Genomic DNA, 21734 nt, shown 5'->3' with positions numbered 1-21734 from the left:
CCTGACGGAACGAGGCGGAGAAGCCGTGGTCTACAGCGTCATCCGGTATGTGATTCCTCCCATCACGAGGTTCCTCACGCTGCTGCTGCTGGTGACCATCGCGGTCTTCCTCCTGCTGGAACTGATCCCGGGCAACCCCATCGACATGTTGGTGCCACCCGGGGCCACGGAGGAGCAGAGGAGGGCGGCGGAGCAGGCGTTCGGCCTCGACCGGCCCCTGTTCGAGCGGTACGTGGCGTGGATCGGGGGCGTCCTGGTGGGGGACTTCGGGCGCTCCCCGATCACGCACGTGCCCGTCGCCGAGTCGATCGCCGCGCGGGCCCCCGTCTCGCTCGAGCTGACCGTGCTCGCCATCCTGCTGGCCCTCGCCGTCGCGATCCCGGTCGCCGTCTGGTCGGCGTACCGGCCGGGCCGGCTGTTCGACCGGATCGCGACGGCGCTCACCTCGGCTACGCTGGCGATCCCCGCGTTCGTCCTCGGCATCCTGCTCGTGTACGTGTTCGCGGTGACGCTGGGATGGCTGCCGGTCCTGGGCTACACCCCGTTCGCGGAGGATCCGATCGCCCACATCCGATATATGGTTCTCCCCGTGATCACCCTCGCCGCGGGCGAGATGGTGCTGTTCACCCGGTTGCTCAAGGGGGACATGCTCGCGACGCTCCAGCAAGACCATGTGCTTTCCGCTCGGGCGCGGGGGCTGCCGACATCCCACATCCTGACGGGCCACTCGCTGCGGCAGTCGTCCTTCTCTCTGGTGACCGTCTCGGCTGTCGTCATCGGCAGGCTCATCGGCGGCACAGTCATCGTCGAGACCATCTTCGGCCTTCCGGGGATGGGCACGCTGGTGGTCAACGCGATCCTGACGCGTGACTTCCTGGTGGTCCAGGCCGTCGTGCTGCTCAGCGCCGTGCTCTTCCTCGTGCTGAACGCGATGGTCGACCTCGTGTATCCGCTGCTCGACCCGCGAGTCAAGGGGGTGCGCACGTCATGACGGCGATCCTTCCCCGCAAGACCGGGACCGTGAAGCTCGGCGCGACCGCGTCGCGGCGCGCGCGTCGTGCGCGGAATCTGGGAGCGGTGTTCGCGCTCTCCTGGATCGTGCTGATCGTCCTGGCCGCGGTCTTCGCGGATGTTCTTCCGCTGGACGACCCGAACGCCATCAGCGACCAGTTCAACGCGCCCCCGGGCACGCCCGGTCACCTGCTGGGCACCGACATGCTGGGCCGCGACATCCTCTCCCGCTGCATCTACGGGGCGCGCGTCTCGATCGCAGTGGCCCTCGGCAGCACGACCGCGGCGATGGTGATCGGCGTCACGATCGGGATGATCGCCGGCTACTTCCGCGGCCCCTCCGACGCCGTCGCATCGATGGGCGTGAACTTCCTCCTCGCCTTCCCGCCGCTCGTCTTCCTGATCGCGCTCGTCGCCGCGCTCCAGCCCAGCCTCGCGACGCTCGTCATCGGACTCGCCCTGCTGGGCATCCCGAACTTCGCCCGCGTGGCCAGAGCGAACACCATCGCCTTCTCCGGACGGGAGTTCGTGACCGCGGCGAAAGCCCTGGGAGCGCCGCCGTGGCGCATCCTCAGGAAGGAGCTGCTCGCCAACGTCATGCTCCCCGTCATGTCGCTCGGCCTCGTGGTGATGGCGACGCTCGTCGTCGCGGAAGGAAGCCTCAGCTTCCTCGGGCTGGGCGTCCCCCCGCCCACGCCCAGCTGGGGCGGGATGCTGGCGTCGGGCCGTGAGTCGATGAGCCACCATCCGCACCTCGTGCTGATCCCCTCGCTGTTCTTCTTCATCACCGTGCTGGCCTTCAACACACTGGGCGACTGGATGCGCGCGCGCGTCGGGAGGGAGTCATCGATATGAGTGTCGAGATCGACACCCAGGTCGACCGCGGAGCCGCTCCCCGAGGGCGGACCGCGCGAGGCGGGTCGGAGGTGCCGCTGCTGCAGATCGAGGATCTGCGGGTCTGGTTCGAGACCCCGCGCGGACAGGTCCGCGCGCTCGACGGTGTCGATCTCGTGCTGCACGCCGGTCAGACACTCGGCGTCGTGGGTGAGTCGGGCTCCGGGAAGTCGGTGATGTCCCGGGCGGTCATGAAGATCCTCGCTCCCAACGCGACTGTGCTGGAGGGCAGTCGCATCTCCCTGGAGGGCGTGGACCTGGCCGAGACCTCGCCGAAGAAGCAGCGGCACCTGTGGGGCGTCGAGCTGGCGATGGTGTTCCAGGACCCGATGACCTCGCTCACCCCGGTGATGACGGTGGGCAAGCAGCTCACCGAGACGCTTCGATTCCACCGCGGGCTGGACGCACGTGCGGCCCGCGCGGAGGCGATCCGTCTGCTCCGGCTGGTCGGCATCCCCGAGCCGGAGCGCCGCTTCGATCAGTACCCGCACAATCTCTCAGGCGGAATGCGCCAGCGGGTCACGATCGCCCTGGCGATCTGCTGTTCACCGAAGCTGCTGATCGCCGACGAGCCGACGACCGCGCTCGACGTCACCGTGCAGCAGCAGATCCTGAACCTCCTCGACGAGCTGCAGGAGCAGTCCGGCATGGGCATGATCCTCATCACCCACGACCTGGGCGTGGTCGCGGGACGCGCGGACCACATCGCCGTCATGTATGCGGGGCGGGTCGTCGAGCGGGCGCCGACACGGCAGTTGTTCACCGCGATGCGCCACCCGTACACGCGCGCCCTCATCGACGCGATCCCGAAGCTGGAGGACCCGGCGCACACGCGACTGGCGGCGATCCCGGGGCGACCGCCGGTGGTGATCGACCCTCCGCCCGGCTGCCGATTCGCGCCACGCTGCCCGTCCGCGCAGCCTCGCTGCCTCGAGGAGACCCCGGTGCTCGAGACGGCCCCGGACTCCGCGGAGCACGAAGTGGCGTGCTTCTTCCCGCTCGGCACGGCCGAGGGCGAGAGCGCACGCGCCGCGAACGCGGCGGCCGGACGCAACGCGGCGGGAACGCCGGTCGACGAACAGAAGGTGGCCTGAGATGGCGGGCAGCGGTGGGGCGCATCTGCGGCAGGAGGACGATGTCCTGCTGAGCGTCGAGAACCTCGTCGTGGAGTACCGCAGCGGCCGAGGGGACCGGGTCTTCGCCGTGTCCGACGTGAGCTTCGACGTCCGCAAGGGCGAGACGGTGGGGCTGGTGGGGGAGTCCGGATGCGGCAAGTCGAGCGTCGCGAAGGCGATCATGCAGCTGCCGCCGCCGACGTCCGGGTCCATCCGTGTCGGGGGCGTCGAGTTCAACGGCCTGAAGGGCGCCGAGCTGCGGCGCGCACGCAGCAGGATCCAGATGATCTTCCAGGATCCGATCTCCTCGCTCAATCCGCTCCACAAGGTCAAGGACATCGTGGCCGAGGGCCTGCGGATCCACGATCGCGGGGTGCACGGCGACGCCATCGTCGAGCGTGCTCTTGAGGTGCTCGAACAGGTCGGCCTCGATCCGGAGGCCGCTGCGGACCGGCGCCCGTACGAGTTCTCCGGCGGCCAGTGTCAGCGGATCTCGATCGCGCGGGCACTGGCGGTCGGCCCCGAGCTGCTGATCTGCGATGAGCCGGTGTCGGCTCTGGATGTCTCCGTCCAGGCGCAGATCCTCAACCTTCTCGAGGACATGAAGGAGCAGTTCGGGATCACGCTCTTGTTCATCGCCCACGACCTGGCCGTCGTGAAGAACCTCAGCGACCGGATCGTGGTCATGTATCTGGGCAAGATCTGCGAGGTGGGCACCTCCGACGACCTCTTCGCGGCACCCGCGCACCCCTACACCCGTGCGCTCGCGATGTCGATCCCGGAACCGGACCCCGACGTCCCGGTCAGCGAGGCCGCGCTCTCCGGGGACCTGCCCTCACCGTTGAATCCGCCCACGGGATGCCGGTTCCGCACGCGGTGCCCGCTGGCGCAGGAGATCTGCGCGGAGGTCGAGCCCGAGATCCGCGAGGTCCGACCGGGCCGGTTCGTGGCGTGCCACTTCCCGCTGGAGGATGCGCCCCTCGATCGCGGCGGGCGAACAGTCGAGCTCGAGAGAGGAAGATGAGGATGGCTGAGGTCGAAGTCAACGGCGGCGTCGTCGTGTACGAGTGGGTCGGTCCGGAGGACGGCGAACGGGTCGTGCTCACGCCGGGCGGCAGATTCAGCAAGGATCACGGCGGGGTTCACGAACTCGCGGAGGGGCTCGCCGCGGGGGGCAAGCGCGTGCTGCTGTGGGATCGACCGAACTGCGGCTCCTCGGACGTGCAGCTGTTCGGGCAGACCGAGTCGCACATGCGGGCGGCGACCCTGGCGGCCATGCTCGAGGCGCTGGGCGAGGGCCCGGTGGTTGCGCTCGGCGGCTCCGGCGGTGCACGGGACATGATCCTGTTCGCCATCGAGTATCCGCATCTGGTCACCAAGCTCGGCGTGTGGTCCATCGTCGGCGGAACCTTCAGCTCGATGAGCCTGGCCAGCGTCTATGCCATCAACGAGCTGCGCACCGTGCGCGCCGCCGGTATCGAAGGGATCCTCAAGCTCTCCGGCCGCGCCGGCAGCTGGGCGGACCTCGTCGCGGCGAATCCGCGGAACGCTGATCGCCTGCGGGCCATCGGGGCCGAGGAGTTCGAGCGGGTCTTCGAGCGCTGGTTCGAGGCGTACGTGCCGAAGCCGAATGAGCCGATCCCCGGTGTCTCCGAAACCCGCTTCGCGCAGATCAAGGTGCCGACCCTGATCATCCGCGGCGGGGAGAAGGACTATGACCACCCGAAGCGGACGTCGTACGAGGTGCACGCGCTGATCCCGGGCTCGGTGCTCATCGATCCCCCGTGGCCGGAGGACGCCTGGGAGCAGGCGACACGCGCCGTGGCGAGGGGGCAGGGCAGTCTCTTCGACCCGTGGCAGCAGGCGGCACCGGTGCTGCTCGACTTCATCGACGGGCGCCCCGTGGCCGAGCGCGAGCTCGCGGTCCGCGCGAGCTGATCGGAGCGGCCTTGCCGTTCCGGGAGGAGTGGCATAGGCTGTGGAACAACTGTTTGGTTTACCTGCTCACCGACGAGAGGTGTCGATGATGGCCGACCCCGCCGGCTCCCCGCTGGTCGACGCGAGCGTGGATGTCTACTTCCGGAATGATCGTGACCTGCGCACGTACCTGCGCGAACCCTTCAAGAGTCGCGGATTCCCGGACCCCGACGTCCCCTGGTTCGCACCTCCGGACGGGGTGCGCTACGTGCCGGGAAGCGAGAACCCGGATCGATCGCATCCGGGGTCCGACCCCGACGCGGTCGGTCGCGTCATCTTCGACGAGCGCGGGTTCGACTACGCGGTCCTCCATCCCATGACCGGAGCTGCGATCCTCCCCGACTATCACCTCGGCTCCGCCATCCTCGCGGGCGCCAACCGGATGCTGGTCGAGCGCTGGCTCGAGTCCGGTGCGTATGCGGACCGGTACCGCGGCACGATCCGGGTCAATCCCCACGACGTCGAGGGCGCGGTGCGGGAGATCGCACAGTGGAAGGACCATCCCGGAATGGTCCAGGTCGGACTCCCGCTGCAGACGCTCGAGCCGTACGGCCGGCCACACTTCCGGCCGATCTTCCGGGCCGCCGCCGAGGCGGGCCTGCCCGTCGCCGTCCACGTGGAGAAGGGTGTCGGGATCACGCACCCGCCGACACCCTCCGGCATCACGCGGACCTACTCGCACCATGTGGCGTATCAGGCGCCGACGTTCATCTGGCACCTGCTGAACATGATCGCCGACGGCGTCTTCGAGTCGCTCCCGGATCTCCGGGTGATCTGGGCGGACGGCGCCGCCGACATGGTGACGCCGTTCATCTGGCGCATGGACACCTTCGGCCGGCCGCATCTGGAGCAGACGCCCTGGGCGCCCCGAATCCCCAGCGACTACCTCGTGGGCCGAAACTACTTCATCCACGGTCTCCTCGACGGTCCCGGCGACGCGGAGTTCGCCGCCGAGTGGCTGCGCATGACCGGCAAGGAGGAGATGGTCATGTTCGGATCCAGCTATCCGGACTGGCAGACCGTCACGCCGGGTGACCTCCCGTCCGCCTGGACGGACGATCAGCGGCGCAAGGTGCTCGGGGGGACGGCGGCGGCGCTGTTCGGCCTGCAGGCCCCGGTGCCGGCATGAGCGCCCCGGCGATTCACAGAGAGGACTCGAGATGACCATCAGCGTAGAAGACCGCCGTGCCGGTCAGGCGGAGAAGACCGCCGTGCGCGTCGTGGACACGGATGTCCACCCCACCCCGAAGCGGGGGGAATTCCTCCCCTTCGTCGACCCGAAGTTCCAGACCGTGTTCCGCAATCGGCAGCGCGGCGCCGGAAACGCCGTTTACTACGACGCGCCGGACTACGCGAACGCCTTTGCCATGCGGACCGACAGCTTCCCGGACGACGGGAACTTCGCCGGCTCCGATCCGGACCTCCTGTTCCGGCAGCTGATCATGGATGCCGGATCGGACATCATCATCCTCGGACCGCTGAACACGTCCATCGCCCAGACTGAGGAGGAGCTCGTCGCCGCCCACGCCGCGACCAACCGCTGGCAGGACGAATGCTGGCTCGACCGTGAGCACAACTGGCACGAGCGGATCTACGGTTCCATCTCCGTGGCCATGGAGACGCCCGAGGAGTCCGCTCGCGAGATCGAGAAGTGGGCGCAGCATCCCTTCATGGCGCAGATCTACATCGGGGCTGAGATGCGGCCGTCCTGGGGTCACCCGAAGTACGACCCCATCTGGGAGGCGGCCACCCGGCACGACCTCACCGTGGCCTGTCACCTCGGCAGGGGCCAGCACAACGAACTGCCGATGTCGCCGTACGGATTCATGACCTACAACCACGACCTGATGGTGAGCTACTCGATGCTCGCTGCGAATCAGGTCATGAGCCTCATCTTCGACGGGGTCTTCGACCGGTTCCCGACGTTGCGCATCGTGCTCATCGAGCACGCGTTCAACTGGATCCTGCCGTTGATGTGGCGGATGGATGCCGTGCACAAGGCGCGCGGACCGGAGAACGGTCTCAAGCGCAAGCCCTCCGAGTACGTGAAGGACAACATCTGGTTCACGACGCAGCCGATGGACTACCCGGAGGACAAGCTGGAGTTCACGAACGCCCTGGAATGGATGGAGGCGGACAAGCTGCTGCTGTTCTCCTCGGACTACCCGCACTGGACCTTCGATGACCCGAGCTGGGTCGCGAAGCACATCCCCGAGCGGATGCGCGATGCGGTGATGTTCCAGAACGGGATCGAGCTGTTCCACCTCCCGACCGAGGTCCCGGCGCTGCCCGGGCAGAAGCGAGTGTACTGATGGCGGACGCTCACCTTCCCGAGGGACAGCCGCGCCTGGCTCGAGGGCGCGAACACGTGGTCGCCACCGTCGACGAGATCCCGCCGGGGGAGCGGAAGATCGTGCCGATCGGACGCCACGGCGTCGGCGTGTACAACGTCGGCGGCAAGTTCTACGCGATCGCGAACTACTGTCCCCACGAGGGCGGCCCGCTGTGTCTGGGGCGCACACACGGGCAGACGGTCGTGGACGAGGATGCCGTCGGTGGCGCCGTGGAAGTCCGCGATGGCGAGTTCATCTACTGTCCCTGGCACCAGTGGGGGTTCGAGCTGGCGACCGGAACGACCGCGGTGAAGCCCGAGTGGAGCATCCGCACCTATCCGGTCCGCGTCGAGGGCTCCGACGTGATCGTGACGGCATGAGAGGTATGAGATGACATCGGAGCTGGCTCTGCTCGACGAGGTGGGCACGTCGTATCCCGGGATCGAGCCCCGGCTGGTCGGCGTCGCCTCCGAGGGCCTGGAGAGCTACCTCGAGCGTGGCGGCTACCGCCCGCTCGCCGATGCGGCGACCCTGCTGGATGAGATCGGGAAGGCCGGTCTGCGCGGCCGCGGCGGTGCGGCGTTCCCGACCGCGCGCAAGCTGCAGACGCTGCGTGAGGCCGGAGCCTCCGCGTACATCGTCGCCAACGGTGAGGAGGGTGAGCCGACCTCGGCGAAGGACCGGTGGCTCCTGCGGAACCGCCCGCACCTCGTGCTCGACGGGCTCAGGCTCGCCGCTGCCGTCGTCGGGACCTCGGATGCGGCGGTGTACATCTCGGATGAGCGCGCGGAAGCGAGCATCTCGAGGGCGCTCGCCGCCGCGACCGACGCGGGTCTGATCGCATTCCACGTCCGTGTACATCGGGTGGCTCCCGCCTACGTCGCCGGCGAGGAGACGGCGGTCGTCCGGGCGCTCAACGGCGGCCCTGCCCTGCCCACCGACAAACCGCCGCGACCGTTCGAGGAAGGCGTCGACCTGCGACCGACACTGGTGAGCAACGTCGAGACACTCGCGAACCTGCCGGCGGTGCAGCGACTCGGAGCGGCGGCGTATCGCGCGGTCGGAACCGAGCGCTCACCAGGAACCTTCCTGCTCACCCTGACGGGGTTGACACGCGCAGGCCTGTACGAGGTCCCGTTCGGCACGAGTCTGCGCGAGGTCCTCGCCTGGACGGGAGACGACCCCGCCGCCGTACGCGGATTCCTCATGGGGGGATACTTCGCCGGGGTGATCGGGCCGCAGGCGCTCGACGTGCCCCTGGACTACGACGAGATCGCCGCGTGGGGCAGCGGGCTCGGCTGCGGCGCGGTGGTCGCCCTCGGCGACACGCGCTGCCCGGTCGACGTGACGGCCGCGGTCATGGGCTACTTCGACCGCGAGAACGCCGGCCAGTGCGGGTCGTGCTTCAACGGTACGGCGGCGATGGGCGCGGTGCTCGCCGCTCTCCGCGACGGGCAGGCCGAGGAATCCGATGTGGAGCGGCTGCGCGCGTGGTCGGTCAATCTCCGCGGGCGCGGGGCATGCGGCACCCTGGACGGTGCGACGAATGTCGCTGCCAGCCTCCTGCGAGACTTCCCGGACGAGGTTCGGACCCACCTGCACGGACATTGTGAGGTGTGCGCGGAGCGGGAGCGTCTGCACGGCGCCCCCTTCGCCGTCACGATCGACGAGGCGGTCGCCTCGCCCCAGGGGATGTGAGGAGACCCGTGCGGATCAAGCTGGACCGGACGCTCTGCGACGGCTTCGGGACGTGCGCGCTGCATGCTCCCGAGGTGTTCTCCCTCGATGACTGGGGTTATGCCTCGCTGACCGGCGACGGAAACATTGCGCCGGAGCAGGAGGCAGGCGTGCGGCGCGCGCTCCTGGACTGTCCGGTGCACGCCATCATCGAGCTCAGCGAGCGCGGATAGCCGCGGCATCCCTTCGAATACTGACCCACCGTACGGTTGGGTAGGATGGTGCGGACGTGGATTCGCAGGCGACCCGATGATGGGATTCGAGAGAGGATGCCCGGTGGCAGATCGTGATACGAGTGGTCTGGCGTACTCTCGGGGCGCCGATGGGGATGCGCTGCTGAACGAATCCGTGACAGGTCTCCTGCAGAGGCGGGCGGCGGTACATGGCGACCGCAACGCGCTTCTCTGGCACGAGGACGGCACCGTCCATGCCATGACGTACGCCGAGCTGCTGCGGCAGGTGAACGCGATCGCGCATCGCCTTCGCGACCTCGAACCCGGCTCCCGGGTGGGCGTATGGTCACGCAACAGCGTCGAGTTCGTCCTCCTCGAGCTCGCGCTCGGCGCTCGTGGGCTGATGATGTGCGCGCTGAACACGGCGTGGACGGATGCCGAGGCCGCCTACGCGATCGAGATGGTGTCCCCGGCGATCATCTTCACCGGTCTGGACAGCCTGGGTCGGCCGCTGGCCGAACGGGCGGCCCGACTCGGTGGGGACCGCATCCCCGTCGAGCAGCTGGACGCATTGAGCGGGCTTCCCCCGCAACCCGACGCGATGCTGGACGTCGATCCGCAGACCGCCTTCATTCTGCAGTTCACGTCCGGAACCACCGGTTTCCCCAAGGGTGCGATGATCAGCCAGCGGGCGACGATCAACGCGGCGTGGCTGCGACTGAAGGACAGCGCCACCCCCGAGACGGTGTCGATGAACGCCGTTCCCTTCCATCACGTCGGCGGTGCGGTGTCGATCGTGTTCGGCGCGCTCACGACGGGCGGCGCCTTCGTCGTCCTGCCGAAGTTCGACGTCGAGGAGTTCGTGTGGCTTCTGGGTGCGGCCGATGTCACGCATTTCGGCGGCGTTCCCACCATGGTGGAGCGGCTCTTGGACCGTCCGGACATCGTGGAGCGGGGGAGCAAGGTGGAGGTGGTGGGTCTCGGCGGAGCCGACATCAGCCCGTTCCTCGTGCAGCGGGTGAACGAGGAGCTCGGCGCCGACGTCATGACGACCTATGCCCAGTCCGAGTGCCCGTTCGTCACCAACAGCCTGGAAGGCGACGACCCGCACCTCATCGCGACGACCGCGGGCAAGGCCGGTGCCAGCACGGTGGTCCGGATCGGGGATCCGCAGACGGGGACGGTGTTGGGCTGCGGCCAGACCGGAGAGGTTCAGGTGTCGTCGCCGATGGTCATGCTCGGGTACTACGGCGATCCGGAGCGTACGGCCGAGGTGTTCACCGACGACGGTTTCCTCCGCACGGGGGATCTGGGCATGATCGATGAGAACGGCTACGTCACGATCAAGGGGCGCATGCGCGAAGTCATCATCCGCGGCGGAGAGAACATCTACCCCGCCGAGGTCGAGGCGGCGCTGGCGACGCATCCGGCGGTCGCGGGCAGCGCGGTCGTCGGGCTCGCTGACCCGCTGTGGGGAGAGACCGTCGCGGCGAGCGTGATCGCGACCGACCCGGCACTGACCGGAGACGTGCTCGAGGAGTACCTGCGGGAGCGACTGGCGCACTTCAAGGTCCCGCGGACCTGGCGCTTCGTCTCCGAGCTGCCGATGACCGCCTCCGGAAAGGTACGCCGCGTCGAAGTGAAGACGCAGCTGAACGCTGAGAGCGCGGCGTCCGTCTGAGATGGGGTTCTGAATGAGCGTCTCCCGCGAGTGGGCGCGCCCGACCGTGGACGAAGTGGCCGACGCGGTGTTCCGCATCCCGCTGCCCATGCCCGGGAACCCCTTGGAGGCGGTGAATGTCTACGCGATCGTCAGCGCCGACGGCGTCGGGATGATCGACGGCGGCTGGGCGCGACCGGGCGCTCTCGAGCGCCTCGAGTGGGCACTGGGGAAGCTGGGCAAGGGCCTCTCCGACATCCACACCGTCCTGACGACCCACTTCCATTTCGATCACTACACGCTGGCTGTCGAGCTGAAGCGGTTGACCGGTTGTCGGATCGCGCTGGGCGAGGGCGAGCGGCGCACGATCGACCAGATCCTCGATGTCGGTCGGCGGGCCGGGCTCGACTCCTTCGAGTCGCTGATGCTGCGATGCGGGCTGCCTGCGGCGCACATTGCCGAGCACCGTTTCCGCGGCGAGGGCGCGGGCGACTACGCGCATCCCGATCTCTGGCTGCGTGACGGGGAGCGCCTTGACATCGGGCGCGACATCCTCGCGGTGTCCACACCCGGACACACGACCGGTCACTTCTGCTTCATCGACGAGCAGGACGGGCTGGCCTTCACCGGGGACCACATCCTGCCGACCATCACCCCCTCGATCGGCAGCGAGAGCCCTTCGGAACGCATGCCGCTGGTCGATTACCTGGCCTCGCTGCGGCTGATGGCGGACCGGCCGGACGCTCGACTCCTGCCCGCACACGGCGTGGTCACGCCGAGCGTGCACGCCCGGGTGGGGGAGCTGCAGGAGCACCACGCCCGTCGGCTAGACCAATGCGTGAATGCCGTCGCGGACGGCGCGCGGGACACCTTCGACGTGGCCAAGGCCCTCCCCTGGACCCGTCGCGGGCGTCGCCTCTCCGAGCTGTCCGGCATGGATCAGCTCATGGCCGTGCAGGAGACGCGCTACCACCTCGACCTGCTGCAGGCGGAGGGGCGCTTGACCGTCGACTCGTCGGGACCTGTCGACCTCTATTCGATCGACTGACGAGGCGACTTGCCGTCGCCGAGATGTCAGCCGATGGCAGAGATCTCGATCGGATGGGGGAACTCGCCGCTGACCCGGTCGACTTCGCGGGAGGGCCACAGGAAGTAGATCCGGTGATGGCTGATCTTCCAGTCGCCGCCGATTCGCACCCAGTCCTCCTCGTACACGGCGAACCATGCGACGTGGCTCACATTCGGAGGCTGCTCGGTGTTGACGTCGTGGAGGTAGCAGCGACTTGTCGCCGTGTCCTGTCCGGTCTTCTCGATCCACATGTTCGACGTGATGTGGAGCCCGGAGTAGGCAGGCCGCGAGGCGAGGTACCCGGCAACCGCATCGTGGATCTGCTCGCGCCCGCTCCAGTTGCCGAACGGCCCCCACTCGCCGACGGCATCCTCGGTGTACAGGTCGGCGAAACCTGCGAAGTCGCGACTGTCGATCAGGTGCGAGTAGAGCACCTTCTTCTTGCGGATCCTCTCGATGTCGAGCAGCTTGCGCAGGTCTGCGATCTCGTCGCGAGTGAAGCCGTCTTCGGGCGCTTCTCGGGTGGTCACGTCTCCTCGCCTCGGGGCGCGAACAGCTCCGCCGACGGATCGGCATCCGCCCGACGGCCGCCGAGGAAGCCGTCGGGCCTCGGGACGACGTACGTCCACGGCTCACCGGCGACGTCGTTGAGCGAGAAGTCGGAGACGACGCGTCGCCGCTGGATGCCCCACCGGCCGTTCTCGCGGATCAGCGTGTCGAGGTAGCGGCCGGACATCAGCGCCATCCGGACGGGCCCGTCGTGGGTGTGGGGGTGCAGAGCGAGGAAGTAGGTCTCGGCCCGCGCGGTGTCGCCGTCGACCTCGATCAGGATGTTCGTGATGTGGTGGTTGCCGACGTTGTCCGGAAGCGTCATCCCGCTCTTTGCCAGGTTCGCCGCGAACTCTGACCCCGGGCCGTCGAACGGCCCGTGGTGGTCGGTGCCGTCCTCCGCGTACACGGAGGCGAGGAGCGGCTCCACCGACCGGTCCACGCCGCGGGCGTAGCGGTACATCAGCTGACGTATCTCTTCGTGGTCGCGCAGCCGGCGCAGCTCGCGGCGCAGGTCGGCATCGTCATCGATATCCGTCATCACCAGGGCCTCTCGTTCGGTCTCGAGCTTCACCATACAACCCGACTGGTTGGTTGACTAGAGGGCGGTGTTCACTTGAGAATGGATCGAACCCGACGAGGAGGTCGGCAAGCCGAAGGTGGTTGATCATGCGGATGTCGATTCCTGTATCAGACGGTGAGTGGTCGTCCTCCCTGGAGCGCGAGCTCGCAGTCGTGCGCGAGCGATCGATCTGGAGCCTCCTGGCGAACGCCGCCATGATTCACGCCGACCAGGACGCCGTGGTCATGGGAGAGACCCGTCTTACGTATGCAGAGCTTCATGACCGGGCCGTGGACTGTTCGCGCGATCTCTCCTCCCTCGGCGTCCAGCCGGGCGACCGGGTCGCCTACATGATGCCCTCGTCACCCGACTGGGCGGTGCTGCACTATGCCATCGCGCGACTGGGGGCTGTCTCAGCCCCCGTGAACCTCGACTACTCAGCACGGGAGATCGCTGTCGCGTTGAAGGGGAGTCAGCCGAGCGTCCTGGTCGTCTCGGACGACGCGGTGACTCGACCGCTGCACCTCCTGGCTGAAATCGACGGGGCGTTCCTCGAGCGCGGATCGGGTATTCCCACCTTCCCGTCGCTCCGCCAGGTCCTGGTCGTACCCGATGGCGCGCTCGCGCGAGGGCCAGGTCGCCTTCCCGGCATCACGGAGCCCAGTACGACCGGGGATGAGCCGCCGCGCGTGTCACCCGAGGATGCGGCGCTGATCATCTCGACCTCGGGATCCACTTCAGCGCCGAAGAGCGCCGTCGTCAGCCATCGAGGCATCGTGGGGACTGCGGCCGCATCAGGCGTCGCTCTCTCCGTGCGGCGAGACGACAGATTTCTTCTCATGTTCCCGAACTTCCACGTGCTGGGCGCCGTCTTCCTGGCGATGACAGCCGCGAAGGGTGCGTCCACGCATCTGCTCGGCAGATTCGCGCCTGGGCTCGCGCTCGACACGATCCAGAACGAGAAATGCACGGTGACCTTCGGCCTCAACACCCACTTCGCGAAGCTGATGGCCGATCCTGCCATCGGCCGGACGAACGTGAGCAGCCTCGACCGCGTCGGCGCGGGCGGAAGCGAGGGCATCTTCCGCCAGATCCAGAAGACATTCGATCCTTCGGTCATCGTCACCAGCTGGGGATGCACAGAGCTGTCGTCATGGGGGACCCTGAGTGCACCTGCTCGGATCCCGACGGATCATGGCAGACCTCTTCCAGGCATGGAATTGAGGATCTGCGATCCGGAGACCGGCGAACCGCTGGCGACAGGCAGCACAGGTGAGATCGCGTTCCGCGGCTGGTCGGTCTTCCTCGGCTACCTGCGTCCGGACGGCAGCCTGGACAGGCCGGTCGACTCCGACGGCTTCTTCCATGGCGGTGACCTCGGCTTCATCAACTCCGATGGCCACCTGGAGTACGTCGGTCGCATGAAGATGATGGTCAAGTCGGGTGGAGAGAATGTCTCCGAGCTTGAGGTCGAATCCTTCCTCGAGGAGCACATCGAAGGTGTGCGGACTGCCTATGTCGTCGGTGCCCCCGATCCAGTCTGGGGTGAGGCGATCGTGGCCTTCGTCCAGGTGGACCGCGGCGACCAGGTGCCCACGAACGCCGAACTGCGGGAGGCCTGCCGCGGCCAGCTTGCCGGTTTCAAGATTCCCAAGCTGTTCATACCGGTGGATGTATCGGAGTGGCCACTGCTCCCGAATGCGAAGATCGACAAGCACGCGCTACGCCGTCGCGCCGCCACCGAGTACGCAGCCGCTCAGAAACCGCGGCCGTCCTGACCGCGGCTTGCCGCCGGGTCGAGGCTGCCTTCGCGCCAGATCGTCCGGTAGTGACGCTGCGCGATTCTCCACTCGTCCCCGAAGGGCGCCCAGGTGTCGTGGTACACGCCGGCGACCCGGAGAACCGAGTCAGCGGCAGGGTGGCGGCGGATGAGGATCGCATCGACGTAGGCCGTCGTCGCCGTCGGAGCGGACGGGTCGAGTCTGACATTGGTGATGCGGTGAAGCGTGGACTGGATGCGGCGGTGCACGCGGCCCATGAACTCCGCGACCGCGGTCGATCCGGTGAGGCGACGATCGTCGTAGCGCACGGTGCAGTCCGGCGTGAAGCAGTGGTGGAGCCGGCCCCAGTCCCGCTCGTCGATCGCGGCGGCGTATTCCAGGAGGACCTCGGTGGCGTCGGCGAGAGCGAGCGGCCTCGCCCCGGTCATCACGCCGACCCCTGTGGACGCAGCACGATCCGTCCTCGCGCCTCGCGTGCCTCGAGTGCGCGCAGGGCGGACGCGGTCTCGTCCAGGGGGGCGACGCGATCGATGACCGGCAGCAGGTCGGGGCGTCCCTCCAGAAGCCGGACGAGCTGGGCCCACATGGGCTGGAGCGCTTCGGGGTGGCGCGCGAGGTGCGCGCCCCACCCGACGCCGACCAGTTCCACATTCGACTTCGGGAGAGTTCGCAGGTCGACGATCGGTATCTCCCCGCCCGCGAATCCGACGATGAGGAGGCGCCCTCCCGGAGCGAGGCAGGATGCCGAGTGGAGCGGACGCTCCCCGCCGACCGGATCGACGACGACATCGACGCCCGCTCCGGCGGTGCAACGGCGGATCTCCGCTGCGAAGTCGGCCACGTCCACGACGGTGACGCGTTCGTCGATGCCGGGAACGGACGAGGACGTGACCGCGAAGACCTCGCCCGCGCCGAGAGCGAGCGCCAGGCGGATCGCCGCTCCGCCGACTCCTCCCGAGGCGCCGTGCACGAGAACGCGCTCGCCGGGGCGCATCCGGCCCCGCTCCGTCAGCGCGAACAGCATGGTGAGGTAGTTCGCCGGGAGGCAGGCCCCGTGGTCGAACGAGACGGTCTCGGGCAGCGGGAGCAGCCTTTCCGAAGGCACGGCCGCGTACTCCGCGAAAGCGCAGTTCGCGCTCGATCCGACGACCCGGTCACCGGCGCTCCATTCGGAGTCGGGCGCCGCGCTGACGACGACGCCGGCGAACTCGCCGCCCAGTGTGAACGGAATGACGGGGGTCTCTTGATAGCGCCCATACGTGAGGAGCAGGTCGGGGAAGGTGACCCCCGCGGCCCGCACCTCCACCAGCACGTGGCCCGGCGCGAGCTGCGGCACGGGCACACTCTGGACCGCGACACCGGCAGGACCGATGCGATTCACGACCTGGGCGGCCTTCATGGCGGTGGGACCCGACTCAGATGCGCTCGATGACCGTCGCCGTCCCCATCCCGCCGCCGGTGCACATGGTGACCAGGCCCGTGGACCGGTCGCTGCGCTCCAGTTCGTCGAGGAGGGTGGCCATGAGGATCGGGCCGCTGGCGCCGATCGGATGTCCGAGCGCGATCGCGCCGCCGTTGACGTTGATCCGCCCGAGGTCGACCCCCGTCTCGCGAGCGAAGCGGAGGACGACGGCGGCAAAGGCCTCGTTGACCTCGAAGAGATCGATGTCCGCGAGTGACATTCCGGCGAGCCGCGCGACCTTCTCCGCCGCGGGTCCGGGTGCGGTCAGCATGATGACCGGCTCGGCGCCGGCGGCCGCGGTCGCGATCACGCGGGCGCGCGGCGTCCATCCGTGCGCCCTGGCGTACTCCTCGCTCGCGAGCAGCACCGCACCGGCTCCATCGGCGAGCCCGGACGAGTTGCCCGCGTGGTGCACATGCCGGACGGCTGGTGCGTCGGGGTAGGCCCGCGCCGCCATCGCGTCGAACGGTTCGTCGTATCCGTCGAAGACCTGGCTCCCGAGCTGCTCGAACGACGCGGGCAGGGCTGCGAGCGTCTCCGCCGACGTCTCGCGAGGGAGCTCCTCGCGATCCAGGATGACGCTTCCATCGGCGGCATGCACCGGCACCATGGAGCGGGCGAACCGGTCCTCTCGGATCGCGGTCGCTGCGCGCTGCTGAGACTCGGCGGCGAAGGCGTCGACGTCGCTGCGTGACAGGCCCTCGATCGTCGCGATGAGGTCAGCGGAGACACCCTGCGGGATCAGGGGGTAGCGTGCACGCAGCGCGCTGTTGCCTCCGTCGAGGGTGGGACGTTCCGCCCGGGGGTAATGCGACATCATCTCGACGCCCCCCGCGACCACGACATCCGCCTGGTGCGACTCGATCATCATCGCCGCCGCGTTGATCGCCTGCTGACCGGAGCCGCAGGCGCGGTTGAACGTGACTCCGGGGATCTCCACGGGCCAGCCGGCCGCGAGCGAGGACAGTCGGGCGATGTTGTCGCCGTGGTCGCCGACCGCGTTGGCGCAGCCGATGATCACATCGGCGACCGCGTCCAGATCCATCTCGTTCCGCCGCTGCAGCTCCTGCAGCACGCCGGCGAGAAGGTTCTGCGGGTGAACGGGGTTGAGTGCGCCGTTCGGCTTGCCCTTGCCACGCGGAGTTCGGACGATGTCGACGATGACCGGATTCCTCATGCACCTCACATTACTAGCCGACCAGTTGGTTGACTATACTGGCGGAGCGCGGCGGAGCCGCCGCATGGCACTCACAGGAGGAGGAGCTCGATGACAGAGCTTCGGTTCGATGATCGGGTCGTGATCGTGACAGGCGCCGGCGGCGGCCTCGGGGGAGCGTATGCACGCCTGCTCGCCAGCCGGGGTGCGAAGGTGGTGGCGAACGATCTGGCCGTCACCGACGACGACGGGCGGACCCCCGCGGCCCGACTTGTGGCCCAGATCGCCGGTGATGGCGGCGAGGCGGTGGCGGTCGACTCCTCCGTCGCCGAACCGGGTGCGGGCGAGGCGATCGTGCAGGCCGCGCTGGACGCCTTCGGGCGGGTCGACGTCGTGATCAACAACGCCGGCTTCGTCCAGGACCGCAGCTTCGCCAAGATGACGCAGGAGGACCTCGACGCGATCCTCGACGTCCACTACTACGGCCCCTATCACCTCACGAAGGCGGCCTGGCCGCACCTGCGCGAGCAGCAGTACGGCCGTGTCGTCTTCACGACGTCCGTCGCCGGCCTCTACGGCAACTTCGGCCAGGCGAACTACTCCTCCGGCAAGGCCGCGGTCATCGGCCTCGGGCGCACGCTCGCGATCGAGGGCGCGCGCAGCGGAATCCGGGTGAACCTCGTCTCCCCCGGCGCCGCGACAGCGATGACGGCGGCGGTGGTCCCCGAGCACCTGCACGCGGCGATGTCGCCCGAGCGAGTCGCCCCGATGGTCGCGTACCTCGCACACGAAACGTGCGCCGTGACCGGCGAGATCTTCCACGCCGTCGGCGGGCACTACGCGCGGAACTTCATCGCGGTCACATCCGGCTACCGGAATCCGGACGCCTCGATCGAGGACATCGCCGATCACCTCGGGCAGATCACCGACCTGTCCGACTGGGAGATTCCCGGACAGGCGATCGAACTCCCGGAATGAACCCGAGGGAAGGCAGACGCATGGACGCGACGCCGTCGAGCATCGGACCGCTGTCGATCTATCCGGCCCGGGGCCACGAGCACCTGATCGATGAATCGATCCCGGCGGTCCTGGAACGCCGACTTCCGCAGATCGCGGATCGACCCGTGGTCACGTGGTGGGAGGACGGCACCTGGGACCACCTGACGTACGGTGCACTCGCCGAGCAGGCCACGCTCGTGGCGCGAGCGCTCGCGGCGGCGGCGGAGCCGGGCGACCGCGTGCTGGTGTGGGGTCGCAACTCCCTCCCGTATGTGGTCATGCATTACGCGGCCGCCATGGCGAACGTCGTGCTCACCCCGCTCAACACGCTGTGGAGCGATGATGAGGTCCGCCACGCGGTGCAGCTGGTCCGCCCAGCGCTGTTCTTCGCGGGCGACGACATCCGGGGAGCCGCGCTGCTGCCTCGTGCCGTCGAACTCGCCGGCACCGTGCCGGTGACTCCGCTCGGGGACCTGCTGCAGTGGGCGCAGGAGCAGCCCGCGGCCGACCTTCCCGAGGTGCGCCCCGACGACGCCTTCCTGATCCAATTCACCTCGGGCACCACCGGGAAGGCGAAGGGTGCCGTCGTCACCCACCGGGCGGCCCTCAACGGCGCATCGGAGCGCAACCGGCCGGACTCGATCATCGACGGCGATGTCTGGCTCAACCCGGTCCCGTACCACCACATCGGCGGGTCGTGCTTCGTGATGTTCGGCGCGCTGCTCAGCGGAAACGCGTTCGTCCTCGTCGATCGCTGGGATCCGGACAAGGCGGTCGAGATGCTGCTGTCCGGCCAGATCACCCGTGTCGGTGGAGTGCCGACGATGCTTGTCGACCTGCTGGCCCGCATCGGCGACGCCGGGAAGGGCGTGCGCCTTCAGTCCGTGCCGTTGGGCGGAGCGACGGTCAGTGCCGCTCTGGTCCGCCGCATCCGCGCGGAGCTGGGCGCCCAGACGCTGATCGGATACGGCCAGTCCGAGTGCTCCCTCATCACCTCGACCGATGTCTCCGACGACCCCGAGACGGTCGCGCGAACGGTCGGTCGCCCGATCGCCGGAACGGCGGTGCGCATCGCGGATCCGGCCACTTCCGAACCCGTTCCCCTGGGGGAGCCCGGGGAGATCCAGGTCATCGCCCCCAACGTCATGCGGGGGTACTGGGAGGACCCGCAGAAGACCGCCGAGGTCTTCACGGAGGACGGATATCTCCGCACCGGCGACCTGGGGGTGATGGACGAGAACGGCTACATCGAGTTCCGCGGGCGCGTGCGCGACGTCATCATCCGCGGTGGGGAGAACGTCTACCCGGCCGAGGTCGAAGAGCTCCTCACCGAGCGGCCCGACATCGCCGCAGCGGTCCTGGTCGGAGTGGAGGATGAGCGACTCGGCGAGAAAGTGGCGGGCGTCGTCGTGCGCGCGCCCGGAGCGACCGTGTCCGGTGACGAGCTCGCCGAGTACCTCACGGGCAAGGTCGCCCGCTTCAAGATCCCGGTCGCCTGGCGGTTCGTCGACGAACTGCCGATGACCGCGTCGGCCAAGGTGCGCCGTTTCATCGTCCGTGAGGAGACGGAACGCGAGCTGGCGGCCAACCCTGACACGCTGAGGAGCTGACACGATGCCCATCGACCCGAACGCCGCGCTGAGCGCCCCGCACTCCACGGAGGCGGTGGCATGGAACGAATCCGACGTCCTGCTCTACCATCTCGCTGTGGGCGCGGGCGCGGACCCTCTGGACGCCGCCCAGCTCACCCAAGCGACAGAAAGCGGCGACACCGTCGTGCCGACGTTCGCCGTGGTGATCCCCACCCTGCGGGCGACGTCGACGCCGGGCCTGAGTCTGCCCGGAGTCGACATCGACCTGCGGAAGATCCTCCACGCCAGCCAGCGCGTCGAGATCCATGCCCCCCTTCCGCGTGCGGGCCGCGCCGAGGTCACGACGGGCGTGTCCGCTCTCCATGACAAGGGCTCGGCCGCGGTGGTCGTGCTCGACAGTGAGGGCGTCGGCGAGGACGGGCGGCGACTGTGGACGTCGAGCATGCGGATCTTCGCCCGGGGCGAAGGCGGGTTCGGCGGAGAGCGCGGCCCGGACGGCCCACCGCCGCCGCCGGAGCGTGAGCCCGACCTCGTGATCGAGACGCCGACGCTTCCGCAGCAGGCGCTCGTCTACCGCCTCCTGGGAGATCGCAATCCGCTGCACTCCGACCCGGCGGTCGCGGCGGCGATGGGATTCCCGCGGCCCATCCTGCACGGGCTCGCGACCTTCGGCATCGTGACCCGAGCGATCGTCGACGACATGCTGGGTGGTGACACCGCGGCGATCCAGGCCATCGAGACGCGATTCGCGGGAGTCGTCTTCCCGGGGGAGACGCTGCGCACGCAGGTCTGGCGCGAAGCGGGTCGGCTGGCGTTCACGGTGGATGTCGTGGATCGTGAGGATGCGCCCGCGCTGACGGGCGGCGAAGTCGTGCTGCGCGCAGCGGAGGAGGCGTCATGAGCATCGATGTGACTCGGTCGGACGGGGTCGTCCAGATCACGCTGAACAGCCCGGACCGGCGCAACGCGCTCACTCCGGACGACTTCGCCGAGCTCGGGAGGCAGTTCGACGCGATCGCCGCTTCGACCGAGGATCGTTCCGTTCTCATCACCGGGGCGGGCGGCGCGTTCTGCGCGGGCGCCTACCTCGCCGAGACCGTGCCGGACGAGCCGGCCATCGTCCTGCTGAGCCGGATCAACGAGACGTTCAGCCGGCTGCACCGGCTGCCGCAGCCGGTGGTCGCCGCCGTGGACGGCCCCGCGTACGGTGCGGGCATGAGCCTCGCTCTCGTCGCCGACATCGTCCTCGCCTCGCCGACCGCGACCTTCTGCCAGGTCTTCGTGAAGCGAGGGCTGATCCCGGACACGGGGAGTTCGTGGCTTCTGCCGCGGATCGTCGGGCTGCATACCGCCAAGCGGCTGGCGCTTCTCGGCGATGCCATCGACGCGGGGCAGGCGCAGGAGCTCGGGATCGTGGCGGAGGTCGCCGACGACGTGGTGACGCGAGCCGGTGAGGTCGCGGCACGGCTGGCCACGGGTGCACCGCTCGCGCAGCGTCTCACGAAGCAGCTGCTCAACGCCGCTTTCGGTCGGGGGTTCGATGAGCAGCTGGATGCGGAGGCCACCAGCGCCGCGACCGTCACCGGCTCGAGCGACGTAGCGGAGGCGTTCGTCGCCTTCGCACAGAAGCGCGACCCCGTGTTCACCGGACGCTGATCGCGTCG

22 protein-coding genes are annotated in these 21734 nt (G+C 68.7%); 17 read left to right on the top strand and 5 right to left on the bottom strand.

Annotated elements, in window-relative coordinates; genetic code table 11:
• Positions 1 to 25 precede the first annotated feature (25 nt).
• The 12 genes from ACIWQI_RS03710 (at position 26) to ACIWQI_RS03655 (ending at position 11948) form a co-directional block, all read left to right on the top strand.
• Positions 26 to 991, top strand: a complete 966-nt coding sequence (locus tag ACIWQI_RS03710; protein WP_396655756.1) for an ABC transporter permease — start codon at positions 26 to 28, stop codon at positions 989 to 991.
• Positions 988 to 1866: an ABC transporter permease gene (locus ACIWQI_RS03705; protein WP_396655755.1), complete on the top strand. Its 879-nt coding sequence runs from the start codon at positions 988 to 990 to the stop codon at positions 1864 to 1866. Before ACIWQI_RS03710 ends, ACIWQI_RS03705 begins: the two co-directional genes overlap by 4 nt.
• Positions 1863 to 2999, top strand: coding sequence for an ABC transporter ATP-binding protein (locus ACIWQI_RS03700; RefSeq protein WP_396655754.1), 1137 nt, complete (start codon positions 1863 to 1865; stop codon positions 2997 to 2999). Before ACIWQI_RS03705 ends, ACIWQI_RS03700 begins: the two co-directional genes overlap by 4 nt.
• 1 nt (position 3000) lies before the next feature.
• Positions 3001 to 4044: an ABC transporter ATP-binding protein gene (locus ACIWQI_RS03695; RefSeq protein WP_396655752.1), complete on the top strand. Its 1044-nt coding sequence runs from the start codon at positions 3001 to 3003 to the stop codon at positions 4042 to 4044.
• A 2-nt stretch (positions 4045 to 4046) separates the two neighbouring features.
• Positions 4047 to 4958 carry an alpha/beta fold hydrolase gene (locus tag ACIWQI_RS03690; RefSeq protein ID WP_396655750.1) on the top strand — a complete coding sequence of 304 codons (912 nt, stop codon included), beginning with the start codon at positions 4047 to 4049 and terminating at the stop codon, positions 4956 to 4958.
• Positions 4959 to 5046: 88 nt separating this feature from the next.
• Positions 5047 to 6126 carry an amidohydrolase family protein gene (locus ACIWQI_RS03685; RefSeq protein WP_396655749.1) on the top strand — a complete coding sequence of 360 codons (1080 nt, stop codon included), beginning with the start codon at positions 5047 to 5049 and terminating at the stop codon, positions 6124 to 6126.
• A 31-nt stretch (positions 6127 to 6157) separates the two neighbouring features.
• Positions 6158 to 7309 carry an amidohydrolase family protein gene (locus tag ACIWQI_RS03680; RefSeq protein ID WP_396655748.1) on the top strand — a complete coding sequence of 384 codons (1152 nt, stop codon included), beginning with the start codon at positions 6158 to 6160 and terminating at the stop codon, positions 7307 to 7309.
• The gene (locus ACIWQI_RS03675) at positions 7309 to 7710 is read left to right on the top strand and encodes a Rieske (2Fe-2S) protein (protein ID WP_396655747.1); all 402 of its coding nucleotides are present in this window, start codon (positions 7309 to 7311) and stop codon (positions 7708 to 7710) included. Before ACIWQI_RS03680 ends, ACIWQI_RS03675 begins: the two co-directional genes overlap by 1 nt.
• Before the next feature lie 10 nt (positions 7711 to 7720).
• Complete coding sequence (locus tag ACIWQI_RS03670; protein ID WP_396655746.1) at positions 7721 to 9028, top strand: NADH-ubiquinone oxidoreductase-F iron-sulfur binding region domain-containing protein; 1308 nt, start codon at positions 7721 to 7723, stop codon at positions 9026 to 9028.
• An 8-nt stretch (positions 9029 to 9036) separates the two neighbouring features.
• A complete protein-coding gene (locus tag ACIWQI_RS03665; protein ID WP_396655745.1) occupies positions 9037 to 9240 on the top strand; it encodes a ferredoxin in 204 nt (67 codons plus the stop codon).
• 76 nt (positions 9241 to 9316) lie between these two features.
• Positions 9317 to 10921 (top strand): class I adenylate-forming enzyme family protein, encoded by a 1605-nt coding sequence (locus tag ACIWQI_RS03660; protein WP_396655744.1) that lies wholly within the window; start codon positions 9317 to 9319, stop codon positions 10919 to 10921.
• A 13-nt stretch (positions 10922 to 10934) separates the two neighbouring features.
• A complete protein-coding gene (locus ACIWQI_RS03655; RefSeq protein WP_396655743.1) occupies positions 10935 to 11948 on the top strand; it encodes an MBL fold metallo-hydrolase in 1014 nt (337 codons plus the stop codon).
• 26 nt (positions 11949 to 11974) lie between these two features.
• Here the strand turns inward: ACIWQI_RS03655 and ACIWQI_RS03650 are convergent, their stop codons facing one another.
• Together ACIWQI_RS03650 and ACIWQI_RS03645 are read right to left on the bottom strand one after the other, a co-directional pair.
• Positions 11975 to 12499 (bottom strand): nuclear transport factor 2 family protein, encoded by a 525-nt coding sequence (locus ACIWQI_RS03650; protein ID WP_396655742.1) that lies wholly within the window; start codon positions 12497 to 12499, stop codon positions 11975 to 11977.
• The gene (locus ACIWQI_RS03645; protein ID WP_396655741.1) at positions 12496 to 13059 is read right to left on the bottom strand and encodes a nuclear transport factor 2 family protein; all 564 of its coding nucleotides are present in this window, start codon (positions 13057 to 13059) and stop codon (positions 12496 to 12498) included. Before ACIWQI_RS03645 ends, ACIWQI_RS03650 begins: the two co-directional genes overlap by 4 nt.
• Positions 13060 to 13187: 128 nt before the next feature.
• Between ACIWQI_RS03645 and ACIWQI_RS03640 the strand changes: the two genes are divergently transcribed.
• Positions 13188 to 14858: a class I adenylate-forming enzyme family protein gene (locus ACIWQI_RS03640; protein ID WP_396655740.1), complete on the top strand. Its 1671-nt coding sequence runs from the start codon at positions 13188 to 13190 to the stop codon at positions 14856 to 14858.
• Here the strand turns inward: ACIWQI_RS03640 and ACIWQI_RS03635 are convergent.
• The 3 genes from ACIWQI_RS03635 to ACIWQI_RS03625 form a co-directional block, all read right to left on the bottom strand.
• Positions 14837 to 15289 (bottom strand): nuclear transport factor 2 family protein, encoded by a 453-nt coding sequence (locus tag ACIWQI_RS03635; protein WP_396655739.1) that lies wholly within the window; start codon positions 15287 to 15289, stop codon positions 14837 to 14839. The genes ACIWQI_RS03640 and ACIWQI_RS03635 overlap by 22 nt on opposite strands.
• On the bottom strand, positions 15289 to 16197 hold the full coding sequence (locus ACIWQI_RS03630) for a zinc-binding dehydrogenase (RefSeq protein WP_396655738.1): 909 nt from the start codon (positions 16195 to 16197) through the stop codon (positions 15289 to 15291). The genes ACIWQI_RS03635 and ACIWQI_RS03630 overlap by 1 nt, the downstream gene beginning before the upstream one ends.
• A gap of 79 nt (positions 16198 to 16276) precedes the next feature.
• Positions 16277 to 17500 carry an acetyl-CoA C-acyltransferase gene (locus ACIWQI_RS03625; protein ID WP_396655737.1) on the bottom strand — a complete coding sequence of 408 codons (1224 nt, stop codon included), beginning with the start codon at positions 17498 to 17500 and terminating at the stop codon, positions 16277 to 16279.
• 90 nt (positions 17501 to 17590) lie between these two features.
• On the opposite strand from ACIWQI_RS03625, the gene ACIWQI_RS03620 reads away from it, so the two are divergent.
• The 4 genes from ACIWQI_RS03620 to ACIWQI_RS03605 are packed head-to-tail and all read left to right on the top strand — an operon-like array spanning position 17591 to position 21726.
• Positions 17591 to 18457, top strand: coding sequence for an SDR family NAD(P)-dependent oxidoreductase (locus tag ACIWQI_RS03620; protein ID WP_396655736.1), 867 nt, complete (start codon positions 17591 to 17593; stop codon positions 18455 to 18457).
• A gap of 20 nt (positions 18458 to 18477) precedes the next feature.
• On the top strand, positions 18478 to 20088 hold the full coding sequence (locus ACIWQI_RS03615) for a class I adenylate-forming enzyme family protein (RefSeq protein ID WP_396655734.1): 1611 nt from the start codon (positions 18478 to 18480) through the stop codon (positions 20086 to 20088).
• Between the two features lie 4 nt (positions 20089 to 20092).
• Positions 20093 to 20971, top strand: coding sequence for a MaoC/PaaZ C-terminal domain-containing protein (locus ACIWQI_RS03610; protein ID WP_396655733.1), 879 nt, complete (start codon positions 20093 to 20095; stop codon positions 20969 to 20971).
• Positions 20968 to 21726, top strand: a complete 759-nt coding sequence (locus ACIWQI_RS03605; RefSeq protein ID WP_396655732.1) for an enoyl-CoA hydratase/isomerase family protein — start codon at positions 20968 to 20970, stop codon at positions 21724 to 21726. Before ACIWQI_RS03610 ends, ACIWQI_RS03605 begins: the two co-directional genes overlap by 4 nt.
• Positions 21727 to 21734: the final 8 nt, after the last annotated feature.

The sequence above is a fragment of the Microbacterium sp. genome, assembly GCF_044508325.1.
GTDB lineage: Bacteria > Actinomycetota > Actinomycetes > Actinomycetales > Microbacteriaceae > Microbacterium.
The sequence above is the reverse complement of the archived record's forward strand: the minus strand, read 5'-3'. Positions and strand labels throughout refer to the sequence as shown.